The organism is Porphyrobacter sp. HT-58-2, assembly GCF_002952215.1.
Classification (GTDB): Bacteria; Pseudomonadota; Alphaproteobacteria; order Sphingomonadales; family Sphingomonadaceae; genus Erythrobacter.
Genome location: NZ_CP022600.1, coordinates 2535713 through 2552274, shown reverse-complemented (window position 1 = coordinate 2552274; position 16562 = coordinate 2535713). Strand labels below are relative to the sequence as shown.

The 16562-nt window shown below is 64.3% G+C and carries 13 protein-coding genes; 7 read left to right on the top strand and 6 right to left on the bottom strand.

What is annotated here, in order from left to right; all coding sequences use genetic code 11:
• Nucleotides 1-83 precede the first annotated feature (83 nt).
• The 3 genes from CHX26_RS11980 to CHX26_RS11970 are packed head-to-tail and all read right to left on the bottom strand — an operon-like array spanning nucleotide 84 to nucleotide 3357.
• Nucleotides 84-1625: a class I adenylate-forming enzyme family protein gene (locus CHX26_RS11980; protein ID WP_104942563.1), complete on the bottom strand. Its 1542-nt coding sequence runs from the start codon at nucleotides 1623-1625 to the stop codon at nucleotides 84-86.
• 29 nt (nucleotides 1626-1654) lie between these two features.
• Nucleotides 1655-1909, bottom strand: a complete 255-nt coding sequence (locus tag CHX26_RS11975; protein ID WP_104942562.1) for a hypothetical protein — start codon at nucleotides 1907-1909, stop codon at nucleotides 1655-1657.
• A 35-nt stretch (nucleotides 1910-1944) separates the two neighbouring features.
• Nucleotides 1945-3357 carry a glutamate ligase domain-containing protein gene (locus CHX26_RS11970; protein ID WP_233997140.1) on the bottom strand — a complete coding sequence of 471 codons (1413 nt, stop codon included), beginning with the start codon at nucleotides 3355-3357 and terminating at the stop codon, nucleotides 1945-1947.
• A 73-nt stretch (nucleotides 3358-3430) separates the two neighbouring features.
• On the opposite strand from CHX26_RS11970, the gene CHX26_RS11965 reads away from it, so the two are divergent.
• The 6 genes from CHX26_RS11965 (at nucleotide 3431) to CHX26_RS11940 (ending at nucleotide 8995) form a co-directional block, all read left to right on the top strand.
• Complete coding sequence (locus CHX26_RS11965) at nucleotides 3431-4261, top strand: LD-carboxypeptidase (protein ID WP_104942560.1); 831 nt, start codon at nucleotides 3431-3433, stop codon at nucleotides 4259-4261.
• Nucleotides 4262-4299: 38 nt separating this feature from the next.
• A complete protein-coding gene (locus tag CHX26_RS11960) occupies nucleotides 4300-5238 on the top strand; it encodes an ACP S-malonyltransferase (RefSeq protein WP_104942559.1) in 939 nt (312 codons plus the stop codon).
• Nucleotides 5235-5813: a hypothetical protein gene (locus CHX26_RS11955; RefSeq protein WP_104942558.1), complete on the top strand. Its 579-nt coding sequence runs from the start codon at nucleotides 5235-5237 to the stop codon at nucleotides 5811-5813. Before CHX26_RS11960 ends, CHX26_RS11955 begins: the two co-directional genes overlap by 4 nt.
• Nucleotides 5814-5828: 15 nt before the next feature.
• On the top strand, nucleotides 5829-6593 hold the full coding sequence (gene fabG / locus CHX26_RS11950; RefSeq protein WP_104942557.1) for a 3-oxoacyl-[acyl-carrier-protein] reductase: 765 nt from the start codon (nucleotides 5829-5831) through the stop codon (nucleotides 6591-6593).
• Nucleotides 6594-6753: 160 nt separating this feature from the next.
• A complete protein-coding gene (gene dnaN / locus CHX26_RS11945) occupies nucleotides 6754-7881 on the top strand; it encodes a DNA polymerase III subunit beta (protein WP_104942556.1) in 1128 nt (375 codons plus the stop codon).
• Nucleotides 7882-7903: 22 nt separating this feature from the next.
• Nucleotides 7904-8995, top strand: coding sequence for a DUF2855 family protein (locus tag CHX26_RS11940; RefSeq protein ID WP_233997139.1), 1092 nt, complete (start codon nucleotides 7904-7906; stop codon nucleotides 8993-8995).
• Nucleotides 8996-9011: 16 nt separating this feature from the next.
• Here the strand turns inward: CHX26_RS11940 and CHX26_RS11935 are convergent, their stop codons facing one another.
• From CHX26_RS11935 to CHX26_RS11925, 3 genes are all read right to left on the bottom strand, one after another.
• Nucleotides 9012-10778, bottom strand: a complete 1767-nt coding sequence (locus tag CHX26_RS11935; protein ID WP_104942554.1) for an N-acyl-D-amino-acid deacylase family protein — start codon at nucleotides 10776-10778, stop codon at nucleotides 9012-9014.
• A 58-nt stretch (nucleotides 10779-10836) separates the two neighbouring features.
• A complete protein-coding gene (locus tag CHX26_RS11930; RefSeq protein ID WP_233997138.1) occupies nucleotides 10837-11697 on the bottom strand; it encodes an alpha/beta fold hydrolase in 861 nt (286 codons plus the stop codon).
• Nucleotides 11698-11831: 134 nt separating this feature from the next.
• Complete coding sequence (locus tag CHX26_RS11925; protein ID WP_104942552.1) at nucleotides 11832-13529, bottom strand: PHA/PHB synthase family protein; 1698 nt, start codon at nucleotides 13527-13529, stop codon at nucleotides 11832-11834.
• A 191-nt stretch (nucleotides 13530-13720) separates the two neighbouring features.
• On the opposite strand from CHX26_RS11925, the gene CHX26_RS11920 reads away from it, so the two are divergent.
• Nucleotides 13721-16441, top strand: coding sequence for an EAL domain-containing protein (locus CHX26_RS11920; RefSeq protein ID WP_233997137.1), 2721 nt, complete (start codon nucleotides 13721-13723; stop codon nucleotides 16439-16441).
• The last annotated feature ends 121 nt before the right edge of the window (nucleotides 16442-16562 follow it).

Here is a 16562-nt window from a genome sequence, read left to right as displayed (position 1 = left end):
TGCAAGACGCGTGGTCGGCGCGGCTCCGCCAAGCTGTGGCAGGCACGCTGTGAAATGAGTGACGATCGTTCGCGCGCCTGAAGTCAGGCCGCCTGATCGGGCGTCACAGGCCGTGCCGAAAGCTCGCGCCGCAGCAGCTTGCCGATCGGGTCGCGCGGCAGGCTGTCCACGAATTCGATGTAGCGCGGGCGTTTGTACCCAGCGATCCGGTCCTTGAAGCGCGCCGTGATCTCGGCGCGGGTGAGGGTGTGACCGGGCTTCAGCACCACGAAGGCCTTGACCGCCTCGCCCCATTGCCTGTCCGGCACCCCGCAACAGCCGGCGTCCGCGACTTCGGGCATGGCGGCGAAGATCGCGTCGACTTCAGCGGGATAGACATTCTCGCCCCCGGTCTTGATCAGCTCCTTGGCGCGCCCCAGCAGATAGCCGCGCCCGCGTGCGTCCATGGTGCCGAGATCGCCGGTGCGCAGCCAGCCGTGGCCCAGCGCCGCCTCGGACGCCTCCGGGTTGCGCCAGTAGCCGAGCATCACCGAAGGGCCGCGCAGGCACAGTTCGCCCTCCTCGCCCGGTGGCAGGTGCTGGCCTTCGGGATCGAGCACGGTCATGGTCACATGCGGCAATGTCCAGCCGATCGAGCGCGGGGCTTCCAGCATATCGGCATAGTCGATGAAGGTGGCAAAGCCGCAGATTTCGGTCTGGCCGTAGCCGCCGACCACGCGCGCATCCCACTCCTGCTCGATGAATTCGTAGATCTGCGGGCGGCCCATGCCCGCGCCGCCAGTGTAATTGGTAAGCGGCATCCGGCCATCGCGCACGGGATTCATGCCCTGCCACGGAAAGCTGATGGTGGGGAAGGCGCTGGTGGTGGTGCAGCCTTCGCGGTGAAGCAGATCGAGGATCGCCGCGCTGTCATCATCGCGCCCTGCAAACACGCTGGTACCCCCGCAGGCGAGCATCGCCGCGACCTGTTGCATCCCCACCACATGGAACAGCGGGTTGACCGAGAGCAGCACCTCCTCGGGGGTGAAGCGCCGATGCTGAGCAAAGCCAAGCGCCGAGGCGGCAACCGCGCTGCCCGCTTGCAGGCAACCCTTGGGCCTGCCGGTCGTGCCGCTGGTATACATCATGTAGAGCGGCCGTTCAGGAGCAAGGCCGAGGCCGAGGTCATAGGCGTGGCCAAAGGGGCCATGAAGGGTGGTCACAATGGTTTCGAAGAAACCGTCGGCGGCGTGGGCCTCGTCGATCCCATGCACCTCGCCCGCATCGGCTTCGGCCAGCAAGCTGGCAAAGCGGGGGTTGACGAAAGTCAGAGCGGGCTCGGCATTGCCGCAAATCCAGGCGATTTCAGCCGGGGCGAGACGCCAGTTCAGCAGCACTGCGATGGCACCGATCCGCCCGCAGGCGAGCAGGGTGGTAAGGAACGGTGCGCCGTCAGTCAGCAGGAGCGCGATACGGTCTCCGGGCGCTATGCCTCTCGCCAGCAGCCAGCGTGCAAGGCTGGTGACGCGGTTATCAAGCTCTGACCACGTCAGGCGCTGCGTGCCGTCAACCGTGGCAAGACGATGGGCATGGCGCTGGGCGCAGTTTGCCAGCAGCGTGTCGAGAGAAAAGTCGCGCGGGTTCATGACAGTAGGGCTAGCCAAAGGCGTCCGCTTCAACCACCCGCGTTTTTGGGAAGCACGCTGTCCAGATCCTCTGCGCACCGCGTGCAGATGCGGTTCGGCCAAGGCACCACGAAGACCCCCCGGAAGAAAGCGTTCTTGCCGCAGCGCGGACAGTTGAACCGCAGCATCGGGGCGTTGGCGACAAGCAGCAGGATGATCGCTGTGGCAAAGGCGATGGTCGAATGGCCGTAAAGGCGGTCAACCGTCAGCACCAGCAGCACGGCCAGTGTCAGCACACCCAGCATCCGCCGGGAATGGCGCAGGGCGCGGGCGTAAAGGGTCAGGGCAGGCGGGCGAGGATCGATCGGGCGAACTCCGTCAGGGTGTCGTCTCGCGCGCCCATCACCACGATCCTGTCGCCTGCGCGGGCAAGGTCGGCGATGCGATCCGCGCAGGCTTCGCGGGCAGGAATGTGTTCGGCCTGCCCGCCCGAAACCTTGATCTGCGCGACGATCCGTTCCGAACCCACGCTGCGGTCGACCGTGCCGCCAAAATAGACCGGGTCGCACATTACCGCGATATCGTCCGAGTCAAGCTCGCGCGCAAAGGTCTTGGCCAGTTCCTCGCCCATCTGGCGCAAGGGGCCGTAGCCATGGGGCTGGAAAAAGGCGATTACGCGGCCGGGCGTCGCCTTCAGGGTACGCAGCGTGGCGGCGCATTTTTCGGGGTTGTGGCCGAAATCGTCGATGACAGAGATGCCCGACGGGCTGGTGCCGATCACGTCGAAACGTCGCGCCAAGCCTTCAAAGCTGCGCAGCGCATAGGCGGCATGGCCCACCGCGATCCCCGCCGCGCTGGCTGCCGCAATGGCTGCGAGGGCATTCGACAGGTTGTGCAGTCCCGGCATCGGCAGGATCAGCGGGAATACTTCGCGCCGCCGGTTGTCGATGACCGCAGCCCGGATCCCGAGCTCGCTCTGGTCGATGGATTCAGGATCAATCGTGATGTCAGCCGCGGTGCTGCGGACCCCGAAGGTCACGCTCGCCTCTGCCCGCGGGACAAGATATCCGGCCTCTGGACTGTCGAGATTGATCACCGCCGTCCCTGCTGTAGCGACGAAATTGCCGAACAGGACGCGCAGTTCCTCGATGCTCTTGTGGTCAAGGCTGACATTCAGCAGCACGCCGACGGTCGGCCGGTAAAGTGCGATGGAGCCGTCGCTCTCGTCGACTTCGCTCACGAACAGGTCGCGCGATCCGATCCGGGCGGAGGCAAAGGGGTTGGCGGGCGTGACGAAGTTCTTCATCACCGCGCCGTTCATCACCGTTGGTTCGTGACCGGCTTCGGCGAGAATCCATGCGATCATGCCTGTGACTGTCGACTTGCCCGATGTGCCGCCCACCGCGATCGAGAAATCAGCGGCGTTGAACAGGGTCGAGAGGAGTTCGGCGCGGCTCAGACGTTCGCATCCCAATTCGCGAGCGCGGGCGACTTCGGGAACGGTATCCTCAATCGCGGCCGAAGCAATCAGCACCTGATCGGGCGAAGTCACGCCGCTGCCATCCTGCGGGAACAGCGTGAAGCCATGGCTCTCGAGCCAGGCGAATTTCTCAGGCGTGCGGCCTTGGTCACGGCTCCGGTCTGAGCCTGCGACAGGCGAGCCGAGCCCTTGCGCAATCTGCGCCAGAGGCAGCATCCCGGACCCGCCGATGCCGCAAAAGAAGAGCGGTCGCCCTGCGAGCGAGCCGGACATGACCCCGTTATCCATATCCTCGCTTGGTTATTGGCTTGCGCGCGCGCCTGACAAGCGCCATAGGCTGTTACGCATGACGAATATCGCCATCTGCGCCCCTGCGACCCCGATCACGCGCGAGCAGCAGGCTGCCTTCGAGGAACTGGTTGCAGCCGAGTTCCCGTCGCATCGGGTGATGTTCCATGATCAATGCTTTGAGCGACAGGGCCATTTTGCGGGCGATGATCTTCGGCGGCTGACCGCGTTTGTCGAATGCGCCAATGACCCGGCCTTCGATGTCGTGTGGTTCGCCAAGGGTGGCTACGGATCGAACCGGATCGCCGAGGCCGCCGTCGCGCGGATGAACGCCGCCGCACGGGCCAAGACCTATGTCGGCTTTTCCGATGCCGGTTATCTGCTTGCGGCGCTCTATCGCCATGGCATCGGGCAAAGCGTGCATGGCCATATGCCCGTCAGCGCACGTTCTGAAGGCGGGCGTGAGGCGATCCGGCGGGTGCTGCGCTGGCTTGAAGGCGATACCAGCGGGGTCGAACCGAGCCTTGATGGCACCACGCCCGCTGCTGCCTTCAACCTCATCACGCTGGCAATGCTGGCGGGCACACCGATGATGCCCGATCTTACCGGCCATGTGGTGATGGTAGAGGAAGTGTCCGAACACCTCTATGCCATCGACCGGATGTTCTTCCACCTGGCCGGAACGCTGCCGCGGCTTGCCGGCCTCAGGCTTGGGGCGGTCACCGACGTGCCGGAAAACTATGTCGATTTCGGCCAGACCGAAGAGGAAATCGCGCAATACTGGTGCGCGCGGGCGGGCATCCCTTATCTCGGCCGGGCGCTGATCGGGCATACCTCTGCCAACAGGGTTGTGCCCTTCGGCCTTGCCAGTCCGCCCGCGCGGACGTAACGGCGCGCGCCAAAATGATGAGATAACGAGGGTCACAGATGCGCGCATTTCTTTTTCCGGGGCAGGGCAGCCAGAAGGTCGGCATGGGAAGCGAACTCGCCGCCGCAAGCGAAGCAGCGCGCGACGTGTTCGGCGAGGTTGACGAGGCCTTGCGCCAGAACCTCACTGCGTTGATGCGAGACGGGCCTGAGGACCGCCTGACTCTGACCGAGAATGCCCAACCCGCGATCATGGCCAATTCCATCGCCACGCTGCGTGTGCTGGAGCGGGATTTCGGGGTGAAGCTGCTCGAAACGGCAAACTGCGTCGCGGGCCATTCGCTCGGGGAATACACCGCGCTGGCCGCGATCGGCGCCTTCACGGTGCCCAGCACCGCGCGCCTGCTGAAGCTGCGCGGATGGGCGATGCAGGCAGCCGTTCCGGTTGGCGAGGGTACGATGGCGGTGCTGCTGGGCGCGGACATCGATCAGGCCAAGGCTCTGGCCGAAGCCGCTGCGCAAGGCGAAGTCTGCGAAGTCGCCAATGATAACGACCCCTCGCAGGTCGTGCTTTCTGGCCACACGGGCGCGATCCAGCGCGCGGTGGAGCTGGTGAAGGACTTCGGGATCAAGCGGGGCATGGTCCTCAATGTCTCCGCCCCGTTCCATTCCTCGCTGATGGCGCCGGCGGCGGAGAAGATGGCTCACGCGCTTGCGGCAACCCCGCCGGGCGCGCTGGCCCTGCCGATCTACGCCAATGTTACCGCCGCCCCTGTCACCGACCCCGACGAAGAACGCGCGCTTCTGGTCGAACAGGTGACCGGCCGCGTGCGTTGGCGTGAAAGCGTGCTTGCCATGCGGGCCGATGGCGTGGAAAGCTTTGTCGAACTGGGCGGAAAGGTGGTCGGGCCGATGGTCAGCCGGACGGATCGCGATGCGCAGGTGACGAGCCTTGTGACCATGCAGGATCTCGAGGCCTTTGCGAAGGAGATTGGATGATGCGGGCATACTGGTTGGCGGGCGCGGCACTGATGATGGCTTCGGGCGCGCAAGCGGCCGATCCGGCCCAGCTCGATTGCATGGCAAACAGCTATACTGACGAACAGACCGGGCAGATCGACGGGCTCCTGCCCCAGATCGACATGCTGTCTGAGGCTGAGAGCCCGGCTATGGAGGCGCTCGGCATGGTGGCTGGCACTGCGGTTCTGACCTGTGCCGCGACGCATCAATGGGGCGAAGCCGATTTCGAGCCTGCAATCTTCTTCGAACTGGGCCGACTGATGGAGCAGGCCATTCGTCGCCATGGGCCGCTGTCCCGCGATGAAGTTGCAAAGGTGGACGCCGCGCTCGCCAAGGGCGATCGTTCGTCGCTCTGGACGGCTCTCGAAGAACAGGTTGCACTTGGCGTTGCTGGTCAGACCGATGAGGTCAGCCCGCGCAATGCGATCCTGTTCGGCGCTTTCATGCTCGAACTCGGGATTGGAACCGACGAGGCCAAGGGCGAGCAGGTGGGCGCTTTTCTAGGTGCAATGGCGATGCAGCGGTCAAGCCGTCGCGCCTTTGCCGAGCAGTAAGAGGAACGCCAGATCATGTTTTCCCTCAAGGGCATGAACGCGCTGGTCACCGGCGCAAGTGGCGGGATCGGGTCGAGCATTGCGCATGCGCTCGCCTCGCAGGGGGCGCGTCTCGCCCTGTCAGGCTCCAACGCGGCCAAGCTGCGGGCCTTCCGCGATGAGCTGAACGCGACCTATCCCCACCACGATCATGACGGGCATGTCGAGATCACCTGCGATCTGGGCAACACCACCCAGGTCGAGGAGCTGATCCCGGCGATGCTCGATACGCTCGGCACGATGGACATCCTCGTCAACAATGCCGGTATCACCCGCGATAATCTGGGGATGCGGATGAAGGACGAGGAGTGGGATCAGGTGATCCGCATCAACCTTGAAGCCAGCTTCCGCCTGATGCGCGCAGCGGCCAAGCCGATGATGAAGGCGCGTTTCGGGCGCATCATCAACATCACCAGCGTCGTCGGCGCGACCGGCAATCCGGGCCAGATGAACTATTGCGCTGCCAAGGCGGGACTGACCGGCATGACCAAGGCCTTTGCGCAGGAAGTCGCCAGCCGCGGGATTACCGCCAACTGCGTAGCACCCGGCTTCATCCGCACCGCGATGACCGCCGCGCTCGATGAAAAGCAGCAGGCTGCGATCAATGCCCGGATCCCGATGGGCCGGATGGGCGAAGGCGCAGAGATTGGCGCAGCGGTCGCCTTTCTCGCCAGCCGCGAGGCCGCTTACGTGACGGGCGAGACCCTCCATGTAAACGGCGGAATGGCCATGCTGGGGTAGGGCGGGGCCAAGTTCGCTGCCTTATCCCCAATAGAGTCGCCGCTCGCAAAGCCGCCTGCTTGCCCGTATTGTTGGGCGCGCTAAGGTTTTGCGGACTTTCCGGCGCTTGAGGGCGATTCCTTCGGCTCTCTGCCACACACAGGTACGATAGGGACAAGCGATGAAGGCCACGATCGAACGCGCGACGCTGCTGCGGTGCCTTTCCCATGTGCAATCCGTGGTGGAGCGCCGCAACACCATCCCCATCCTCTCGAACGTGCTGATCGACGCCGATGGCGGCGGCAGCGTGCGGGTGATGGCGACCGACCTTGATCTGCAGGTAGTCGAGACGATGAGCGCCTCCTCGGTCGATCAGCCGGGCGCGATCACTGTTTCGGCGCACCTGCTGTTCGATATCGCGAGGAAGCTGCCTGAAGGCAGTCAGGTCAGCCTCACCACCAACGACAACCGTCTGGAAGTCAAGGCGGGGCGCTCCAACTTCAAGCTGCCGACGCTGCCGCGCGATGATTTCCCGGTGATCGTTGAAGGCGACCTGCCGACCAGCTTCGAACTGCCAGCCAGGATGCTGGCCGAACTGATTGATCGTACCCGCTTCGCCATCTCCACGGAAGAAACCCGCTACTACCTCAACGGCATCTTCCTGCACGTCACCGACGAGGACGAGCCGCTGCTCAAGGCCGCCGCCACGGATGGTCACCGGCTTGCGCGCTTCACCCTGCCGCGTCCCGAAGGCGCGGCCGGAATGCCCGACGTGATCGTCCCACGGAAGGCCGTGGGCGAGCTGCGCAAGCTTCTCGACGAAGCACTCGACGGCAATGTGCTGATCGACCTTTCCGCCAGCAAGATCCGTTTCACCTTGGGCGGCGAGGGCGGGGTGGTGCTGACTTCCAAGCTGATTGACGGCACCTTCCCCGATTACAGCCGCGTGATCCCGACCGCCAACGACAAGCTCCTGAAGGTCGATCCCAAGCTGTTCCGTTCGGGCGTGGACCGCGTGGCAACCATCGCCACGGAGAAGACCCGCGCGGTCAAGATCGGGTTGGATGGCGACCGGGTGACGCTGTCGGTGACCTCGCCCGACAATGGCACCGCGACCGAGGAACTGGCGGCCGAATACCGTGCCGAGGGCATGGAAATCGGCTTCAATGCCAATTACTTGAAGGACATTCTCGATCAGGTTGATGCCGACACGGTCGAACTGCACCTCGCCGATGCCGGTGCGCCGACCCTGATCCGCGAGAACGAGGCCAGCCGCGCGCTCTATGTGCTGATGCCGATGCGGGTGTGATCCCCGCCCGATAAGGAGGGGAATGCCGATGAATGCCGTACAGGTGCACGTCCGCAAGGACGCGCTGACCGAGGCCACGCTGGCCGAGGTGCCGCTCGCTCAGCTCCCCGAAGGCGCCGTGCGGCTTGCGGTCGAGAGTTTCTCGGTCACTGCCAACAACGTCACCTACGCGGTGGCGGGGGACAGCTTCCGCTATTGGGACTTCTTCCCGGCCCCAGAAGGCCACGGCATCGTGCCGATGTGGGGCCATGCGCGGGTGATCGAGAGCAACCACCCCGAGATCGCGGTGGGCGAGCGGGTCTATGGCTATCTGCCGATGGCGAGCCATCTGGATGTGATCCCCGGCAAGGTCACGCCCTCCGGCTTCATGGACACCGCCGCCCATCGCCAGCCGATGAGCCCGGTCTACAACAGTTACACGCGCCTCGCCGCCGATCCGGAGCATGATCCCGCGCGCGAGGCGGAGCGGATGATCTTCGGCCCGCTGTTCCGCACCGGCTTCCTGATCGAATGTTTCCTGCGCGGGGCCGACTGGTTCGGGGCGGAGCAGCTGATCGTCACCAGCGCCTCGTCCAAGACCGCGCTGGGCCTTGCCAGCGTTGCGCGGCAGACCTCGCCGGGGGTGAAGCGCATCGGCCTGACATCGCGGGGCAATGTCGCCTTCGTCACGGCGACCGGGCTTTATGATGAGGTCGTCGCCTATGACGATCTGGAGCGTGTGCCAGTGCTGCGCTCGGTCAGCGTCGACTTTGCCGGCAATGCCGAGTTGCTGGCGGGCATCCACCGCCATTTCGACGACGCGCTGGTCCATTCGGCGCTCGTGGGCATGACCCATATCGAAGCGCGCTCCACGATGGGCGGCGGGGGCGAGGCCTTGCCCGGCCCCAAGCCTGCGCTGTTCTTTGCGCCCGATCATGCGGTCGCCTTCTTCAAGGCGCATGGCCCGGAGGAAGGCGGCAGGCTGGTCGCGGCGGCGTGGCACGAATTCCTCAAGGCCGCCGATGGTACTGTCGCCATCGAGCGCCTTCCCGGCCTCGCCGCGGCGCGCGACACCTTTGCCGCCATGGTCGCCGGCCAGATCGACCCGGCCAAGGGGATCGTGATCGAGCCGTGAGCCGCGCGGCGGAGGATTACTCCGCCGCTTCGGCCAGCTCCACCCGCTGCGGCCCGCGGATCAGGCCACCGGGTGTCTCGCCCGTCCATTGCCCGTCGCGGAAGGTGACGACGCCGCTCTTGATCGTGGCGACATAGCCATCGGCCTTCTGCAGCAGCCGCTTGCCGCCTGCGGGCAGGTCGAAGGCGAGCCACGGCTTGCCGAGCTTGAGGCGCTCCATGTCGATCACATTGAGATCGGCCAGATAGCCCGGCGCGATCAGCCCGCGATCCTCCAGACCGTAGAGCATCGCGGTATCGCGGCACTGGCGCTTGATCGCCTGCTCCAGACTAATGCGCGCGCCGCGACGGCGGGACTTGACCCAGTGTTCGAGCATGAAGGTGGGCGAGGCCGCATCGCAGATCGTCCCGCAATGCGCGCCGCCATCGCTGAGCGAGTTCACCGTATCCTCGGCGTGCTGGAGCGGATGGAGGAAATCGAGGTTGCCGTCGGCGTAGTTGAGGATCGGCAGGTAGATGAACCCGCGCCCCTCGTCGCGGCACAGCAGGTCATAGGCATATTCCTGCGGGGCGACGCCTGCTGCCGCGGCGCGGGCGTTGATGCTGGCATCGGCCGCAGGCTCGTAGTCGAAATCGGGGTCCATCTCGTATTGCAGCGTCCAGCCCATGCTGATCGCCATCACCACCCCACCGATATCCTTGGGGGCATCGGTGTAGTCGTTGGGTTCGGCCAGCATCTGCGCCTTGAACGCGGGGTCGAGCAGCTTGGCGCGCTGTTCCTCCCACGGCAGATCGGCAATCGCCATCCAGCTTGGGCGGAAGCGGAAGGGGTGGACGGTGCCCTGCCACGCCATGATGATCCCGTTGCCGCGCAGCGCGATCTGGGCGACGATGTTCGCGCCATTGTCATTCTCGGCGCGCATCTGGGCGATCTGCTCGTCGAGCGAGAGCTCCTTGGCGATGGATTGCAGCGCGGCGAAGGTTACAGGAATGCCGGCCTCGCGGCTCAGCTTGCCCATCCACTCAAACTCGTTCCATTCGCGCTTCAGGTCGCTCGCCATTTCGAACACTGCATGGCCGCCAGCGGCCTTGGCGCGGCCCATCGCCTTGCCGATCGCGACCAGCTCCTCGGCTGTGGCCGTGGTGCCGGGGACGAGTTCGCCGTCGACCGACTTGTGTAGCACGGTGCGCGAGGTCGAGAAGCCCAGAGCGCCCGCGCGCACGCCTTCCTCGACGATCCGGCTCATCTCGGCGATGTCTGCCTCGGTCGGCACCGCCCCCGGCTTTTCGCGGTCGCCCAGTACGTAGGCACGCACCGCGCCGTGCGGGACGTGGGTGCCGACATCGACGGTGCGCGGGAGTTTATCCAGCGCGTCGAGATATTCGGGGAAGGTCTCCCAGTCCCACGTCATCCCTTCGGCGAGCGCCGTGCCGGGGATGTCCTCCACCCCTTCCATCAGGCTGATCAGCCATTCGTGGCGGTCAGGCTTGGCGGGCGCGAAGCCGACCCCGCAATTGCCCATGATGACGGTGGTGACGCCATGCCAGCTCGACGGGGCCATCTCCTGATCCCAGGTTGCCTGCCCGTCATAATGGGTGTGGATGTCGACAAAGCCAGGGGCGATAACCTTTCCGGCAGCGTCGATTTCCTTCGCCGCGCTGCCGGTGATCGTGCCGACGGCCGCGATCAGCCCGTCCTTTACCGCGACATCGCCGGTAAAGGCGGCCGCGCCGGTGCCGTCGACGATCGTGCCGCCCCGGATGATGAGGTCGTATTGCGCCATGCTCTCTCTCCCGTTTTTCGGGAGGATGTCGCAATCAGAGCGGGCTGTCCAGCCGCCCTTATGCTGCCGAGCGCCGCGTTTCGATGTCGGTCTCCGGCGCGTCGAGAAACTCGCGGATTGCGGCCACGCTTTCATCGGAATGCGTGAGCAGGAACAGGTGACCACCGCCCTCGAAGGTCACCAGCCGCGAATTGGGGATCATCGCCTTCAGGATCTTGCCATTGGCGAGCGGGACGATCTGATCGTCCTCGCCCATCATGATCAGCGTTTCCTTCTTCATGAAGGGCAGGGCAGGCAGGCTCGTCCAGCCAAGCATGCACATCAGTTGGTACATGTACCCGCGCGGGCTTGGGGGCTTGAGGCGGCCGATGTGGCTGTCCTTCTGGTGTTCTGCCCCGTCACGGTCGATCCCGCCGTAAAGCGTGGCGAAATGCTCGTTCATGAATTCCGGGTCGATGTAGCGGCGCGGGTCGGCCATCTTGGTGAAGGCGGCCGGATTGCCCGGCACCATCACCATCCCCGGCGTGGTCGCGATCAGGGTAAGGCGGCGGGTGCGGCCGGGATGCTGAAGCGCGAAGTGCTGCGCCATCGCGCCGCCCCACGAAACGCCCATCACGTCGACCTCATCGAGCCCGTATCTCCCCAGCAACTGAGCGGCAGTCCAGCTCATGGTGAAGGGATTGTAGGGCACCAGCGGGTCGGGTGATTCGCCCGTTCCCGGCATGTCGAACATCAGGAAGCCGCGTTCGGGCAAAGCAGCTGCCAGCGGGGCCACCGCCTCGATATTCGCGCCTATGCCGTTGAAGAACAGAACCGGCAGGTGATCAGAAGGCATATCGAGCCGCCAGGCCGCAGTCCGTAGCGTCCGACCGCCCACTTGCTCCATCGAAACGACCGCGTCGTCCATGGGATTGGTCACGTATTCACGTCCTTTCAGGCGCCCCCGCGAAGGGGGCGGGTTGGGCGCGCACACCGATCCCTAAGCGCGCGCGCCCACAAATTTTGCGCTGGCCCGTTCCGCAGGCGGAACCGGCGCGACGCGGGCTCGCTGTATCAGACTTCTTCGACGACGTAGAGTCCCGGTGCTGCATCGCCCGCCTGATAGGTGTCATTGCCGAGTGTGGCAGGTGCGGGTTTCTTCTTGCCCGAACGCTTTTGCACCCACTCCATCCAAAGCGGCCACCAGCTGCCCTTGACCTCTTCGGTGCCTTGCAGCCATTCGTCGGCGGTCTCGGGCAGCTTGCCCTTCTTGGCCTGCACGAAATACTTGGCCTTGGGATTGCCCGGCGGGTTGAGGATCGCCTGCATGTGGCCGCTCTGGGAAAGGACGTAGGTCACGTCCTTCGATCCGAACAGCTGGGTCGAACGGTAGGTCGCCTTCCACGGCGTGATGTGATCGGTCACCCCGCCGAGGATGAACAGATCAGCCGTCACCTTGCTGAGATCGACCTTGTGCCCGGCCATCTCGACCTCGCCCTGCTTGGTGAAGGCGAGCGTTTCGAACAGGGTCAGGAAATCGCCCATCAGGCTGGACGACAGGTTGGTGGCGTCGGCGTTCCAGAACAGCACATCAAAGGCTGGCGGGTCTTGCCCGAGCAGGTAATTGTTGATGACGTAGTTCCAGATCAGGTCGTTGGGGCGCAGCCAGGCAAAGCCGCGGGCCAGATCGTCGGCCTTGATCACACCCTGCTTCATCGCGCGTTGACGGGCGAGTTGCATCCCGTTCTCACTGACCAGCGATCCGGCTTCGATATCGGTCGGCTTGGGGTGCAGCACGCAGACCATCAGGGTCAGCGTGCCGAGGATGGGGTTGCCGGTGGCGGCGAGCTTGGAGGCGAGCACCGAAGCGGTCTGCCCGCCCGAACACCCGGCCGAGACATTGACTGTCTTGGAACCGGTGATCGCGGATACCACTTCCAGCGCCTTTTCGCAGGCGGCGATGTAATCGGCCATGCCCCAGTGGCCCTGTTCCTTCGACGGATTGCGCCAGGAGATCACGAAGGTCTGGATGCCATTGTCGACCTGCCACTTGACCACTGACTTGTCTGGCGACAAGTCGTTGATATACATCTTGTTAATTTGAGGCGGGATGGTCAGCTGGGGAGTTTCGTAGACGTCCTCGGTGGTGGGGGCATACTGGATCAGCTCCATGATCTCATCGCGATAGACCACTGCGCCCTTGGACGTCGCAATATTCTCGCCGAGCTTGAAGGGGCGCTTGTCGACTTGGCTGACCATGCCCTTGTTGTGGACGATGTCGTTATAGGCGTTCTGCAATCCCTTGATGAGAGACAGGCCGCCTGAATTGATGATCTGCTTCTGCGCCGTGGGGTTGCCCGCCAGCGTGTTGGTGGGCGCAAGGCCATCCAGGATGATGTTGGCAATGAAATTGGCGCGGTTGCGTTCAAGCTCGTCGAGCTCCAGTTCCTCCAGCCAGTTCTTCATGCCCTTCTGGACGGCGAGATAATACTGCGCCCCGGCGCGGAAAAAGGGGTTGTACTGCCAGGCGGGATCCATGAACCGCTTGTCCTTGGGATCGGGCGCAAGCTCGCTCTTGCCGGTCATGATCTTGACCATGTCCTGCGCCATCGCCGTGCTGTGACGAATGAAGCGCGAGGGATCGGACGCGGTCTCGCGCAGCAGCAGGGCGACTGCGCTGACGAAATCCTCCCGCGCCACCCCGATCAGCGGTCCCAATGCGTTGGTCGACTGGGCTGCCTCGTTTTCGAGCGTTACTTTCCTGCTGGCCATTAGGATCCCCTTTTATTCAGCTATGCCGCCGCCTGCTTCAATGCCGGTCAGTTTACGGTTCTTGACAGCCAGAATGCAGCGCCCCGCGCCAAGTTGCAAGCATCGGCGCACTGGCCCTTACGGCTGCATTCATAAAAGAATTAAGGCTACCGATTAACGCTTCTCTCAGCAGTTTCCGGCATGGCGGTGCAATGGCTGGGGAACCTGTACGAAAGTTTGCGACACCCAATCCGCGCCCGCTGAACGGCGGGCGGGAGTTCCGGCCTTTGGGGAGCGCCAAGACAGGCGGGATCGAAGCGCGCAATCGCGGCGAGCGGCGCGGTTCTGATCGCCATCACATCGAAGATGCCGGTGGCCTGAGGCAAACCGGCGACGAGCCCGCCAGCGAGCAGAATTTCCTCCTGCCCCGGCAAGCCGGTGGCATGACCGTTTTCCTGCTGCTTGCCTATGCTCTTGGGGCACTGGTCGCAAACGCGCTCCCGTCTCTCAACACTGCGGCAGCCGCATTGGCTTCTGCCGCGCTGTTTGCGTGCGGATCGCTTTTCGCCGCGACAGAGCGCAGCGCGCAGGCTTCTCGGCTGGTGCGGCTCGTGACGGTGGTTCTGGCCATCATTCTGCCAATGGCGCTCGCCGGTTATGCGTTGGCCGGCTGGGTGCAAGAAGGTCTGCCGTGGCAGTGGGCCGTGGCGACGCTGGTGTGCATCAATGCTGCTGCGGCAGCTCTGTTCGATACGCGCATCATTTCGTTGTTCTGCGCCAAGATCGCCAGCTGGGTCGGCTTTGCTGTTCTGGCACCAGATGCCTTGACCCTCGCCGGTATCGTGGGGGCGATTATCACCCTTGCCCTGATTGCGCGGCTTGAGCTCAGGGCCGCGTCCAAGCGACGCCTTGCCCGCGAAGCGCGTGAACGGGTTGCGGCGCGTGCCGAAGATATCCTGCGCAGCTTCGAGGAGACCGGGCAGGGCTGGTTCTGGGAAACTGACCGACGCGGGCTCATCACCTATATCTCGCCCAAGGCGGCGATGGTGCTGGGCAAGTCCTCTGACGAAGTGTGCGGCCAGCCCTTGAGTGAAATCGTCGATCCCACACAGGGCGCTGCCGATGCCGAACGCACGCTAGCCTTCCACCTTTCGGCGCGTTCCGCCTTTCAGGATGTGGAAGTGCGTGCGGCGACCAGCGGCGATGAACGCTGGTGGGCGCTGGCGGGCCGCCCGGTCTATGACAGCTATAAGAATTTCTGCGGCTTTCGTGGCCACGGCACCGACCTGACCGAAAAGCGCCGCTCCGAACAGCAGGTCTCGCGCCTTGCGCATTACGACTCGCTGACGGGCCTCGCCAACCGGGTACAGATGAGCCAGGCGCTCGAACAGATCCTTGCTGCGCCTAGCGGGCGAGAACGCAGCTGCGCGGTGCTGATGCTCGATCTCGATCGCTTCAAGCATGTCAATGATACGCTCGGCCACCCGGCAGGTGACGCGCTTCTCAAGCAGGTGGCGCAGCGCCTTGAGCGCGCGATTGGTCAGGCGGGACGCTGTGGCCGTCTGGGCGGCGATGAATTCCAGGTCATCGTGCCAGGCAATCAGAACCGCAACACACTCGGCCACATGGCGCAGGAGATCATCAACTCGCTGTCCCAGCCCTATTCCATCGAGGGGCAGAGCGTTGTGATTGGCGCCTCGGTCGGAATTGCGCTGGCCCCGGAGCATGGCACCACCAGCGATGAGCTGATCCGCAACGTCGACCTTGCGCTTTATGCGGCCAAGGACGCAGGGCGCGGGGTGTTCCGCTTCTATGCCGAAGACCTCCACGCAGCAGCCGAAGAACGCGCCGAGCTCGAACAGGATCTGCGCGATGCAATCGCCAAGGGCGAGCTCGAACTCTACTATCAGCCAGTGGTCTATGCGGCAGACGAAAAGATCGTCGGCTTCGAAGCGCTGATGCGCTGGAACCACCCCAAGCGCGGCTGGGTAAGCCCCGCCAAGTTCGTGCCGATTGCCGAGGATGCCGGTCTGATCGACCGGATCGGTCAATGGGCGCTGCGCACCGCCTGCGCCGATCTTGCCCGCTGGCCGCGCGGGGTGCGCTGTGCGGTCAACGTGTCGGCGCTGCAATTCGCCAATCCCGACCTGCCGACCATCGTCGCCAATGCCCTTGCGCATAGCGGCGTCGCGCCCTCGCGGCTCGAGCTGGAGATCACCGAAAGCGTGTTCCTCAACGACAGCTCTGGCACAGATGCCATGTTCAATGCACTCAAGCGGGTCGGGGTGCGGCTTGCGCTTGATGACTTCGGCACCGGCTATTCCTCCTTGGGCTATCTGAAGAAAGCGCCGTTCGACAAGATCAAGATCGACCGCAGCTTCGTGCAGGGTGCGACCGAGGAAGGCAGCCGCAACGGCGCGATCATCGCCTCGATCACTTCGCTCGCCGAAGCGCTGCACATGGACACCACGGCAGAGGGCGTGGAGACGCTCGACGAGCTGGAACTGGTGCGCCTGCTGGGGTGCAGTCACATTCAGGGCTACATCTATTTCAAACCGATGAACGCATCGGATGCGACCGCGCTGGTGTCGGGCGATCTGGTGGCCGAAGCTGATGGCCCGCAATGCGCCCGCGCCCCGCGCCAGAACCTGCTGCGCAAGGTGGTGGTGGTGCATAATGGCAATCGCCTCAATGCCACGCTGCGCAACATCTCGGAAAGCGGAGCGATGATTGAGGGCCTGTGGAACATGCCCGCCGGCAGCGCGATCCGGATCGAATTTGCCGCCGACAAGACCGTGACAGCACAGGTGCGCTGGTCACGCGAGAACCGGGTCGGGGTTGAATTCCATGCGCCACTCAAGCGCCGGGCCGATGGCGCCTTCACTGTGCTGAAAGGCCAGCCTGCTCAGGCCAGCAGCGGCGGTGCGTGGTAACAGCGAAGGGTTGGTTAGCAGGCCTTTAGCTACACCTCTAAGGACTTTCAGTTAGCGGAAAAATAACCATCGGGCTTTACGTCTAGGACAACAGGGCGGCGCGGCGATGCGATCCGAGCTG

Coding starts and splice junctions, on each gene's coding strand:
- CHX26_RS11980 (WP_104942563.1), bottom strand. CDS start 1,625: ATGAACCCGCGCGACTTTTCTCTCGACACGCTGCTGGCAAACTGCGCC.
- CHX26_RS11975 (WP_104942562.1), bottom strand. CDS start 1,909: ATGCTGGGTGTGCTGACACTGGCCGTGCTGCTGGTGCTGACGGTTGAC.
- CHX26_RS11970 (WP_233997140.1), bottom strand. CDS start 3,357: ATGTCCGGCTCGCTCGCAGGGCGACCGCTCTTCTTTTGCGGCATCGGC.
- CHX26_RS11965 (WP_104942560.1), top strand. CDS start 3,431: ATGACGAATATCGCCATCTGCGCCCCTGCGACCCCGATCACGCGCGAG.
- CHX26_RS11960 (WP_104942559.1), top strand. CDS start 4,300: ATGCGCGCATTTCTTTTTCCGGGGCAGGGCAGCCAGAAGGTCGGCATG.
- CHX26_RS11955 (WP_104942558.1), top strand. CDS start 5,235: ATGATGCGGGCATACTGGTTGGCGGGCGCGGCACTGATGATGGCTTCG.
- fabG (WP_104942557.1), top strand. CDS start 5,829: ATGTTTTCCCTCAAGGGCATGAACGCGCTGGTCACCGGCGCAAGTGGC.
- dnaN (WP_104942556.1), top strand. CDS start 6,754: ATGAAGGCCACGATCGAACGCGCGACGCTGCTGCGGTGCCTTTCCCAT.
- CHX26_RS11940 (WP_233997139.1), top strand. CDS start 7,904: ATGCCGATGAATGCCGTACAGGTGCACGTCCGCAAGGACGCGCTGACC.
- CHX26_RS11935 (WP_104942554.1), bottom strand. CDS start 10,778: ATGGCGCAATACGACCTCATCATCCGGGGCGGCACGATCGTCGACGGC.
- CHX26_RS11925 (WP_104942552.1), bottom strand. CDS start 13,529: ATGGCCAGCAGGAAAGTAACGCTCGAAAACGAGGCAGCCCAGTCGACC.
- CHX26_RS11920 (WP_233997137.1), top strand. CDS start 13,721: ATGGCTGGGGAACCTGTACGAAAGTTTGCGACACCCAATCCGCGCCCG.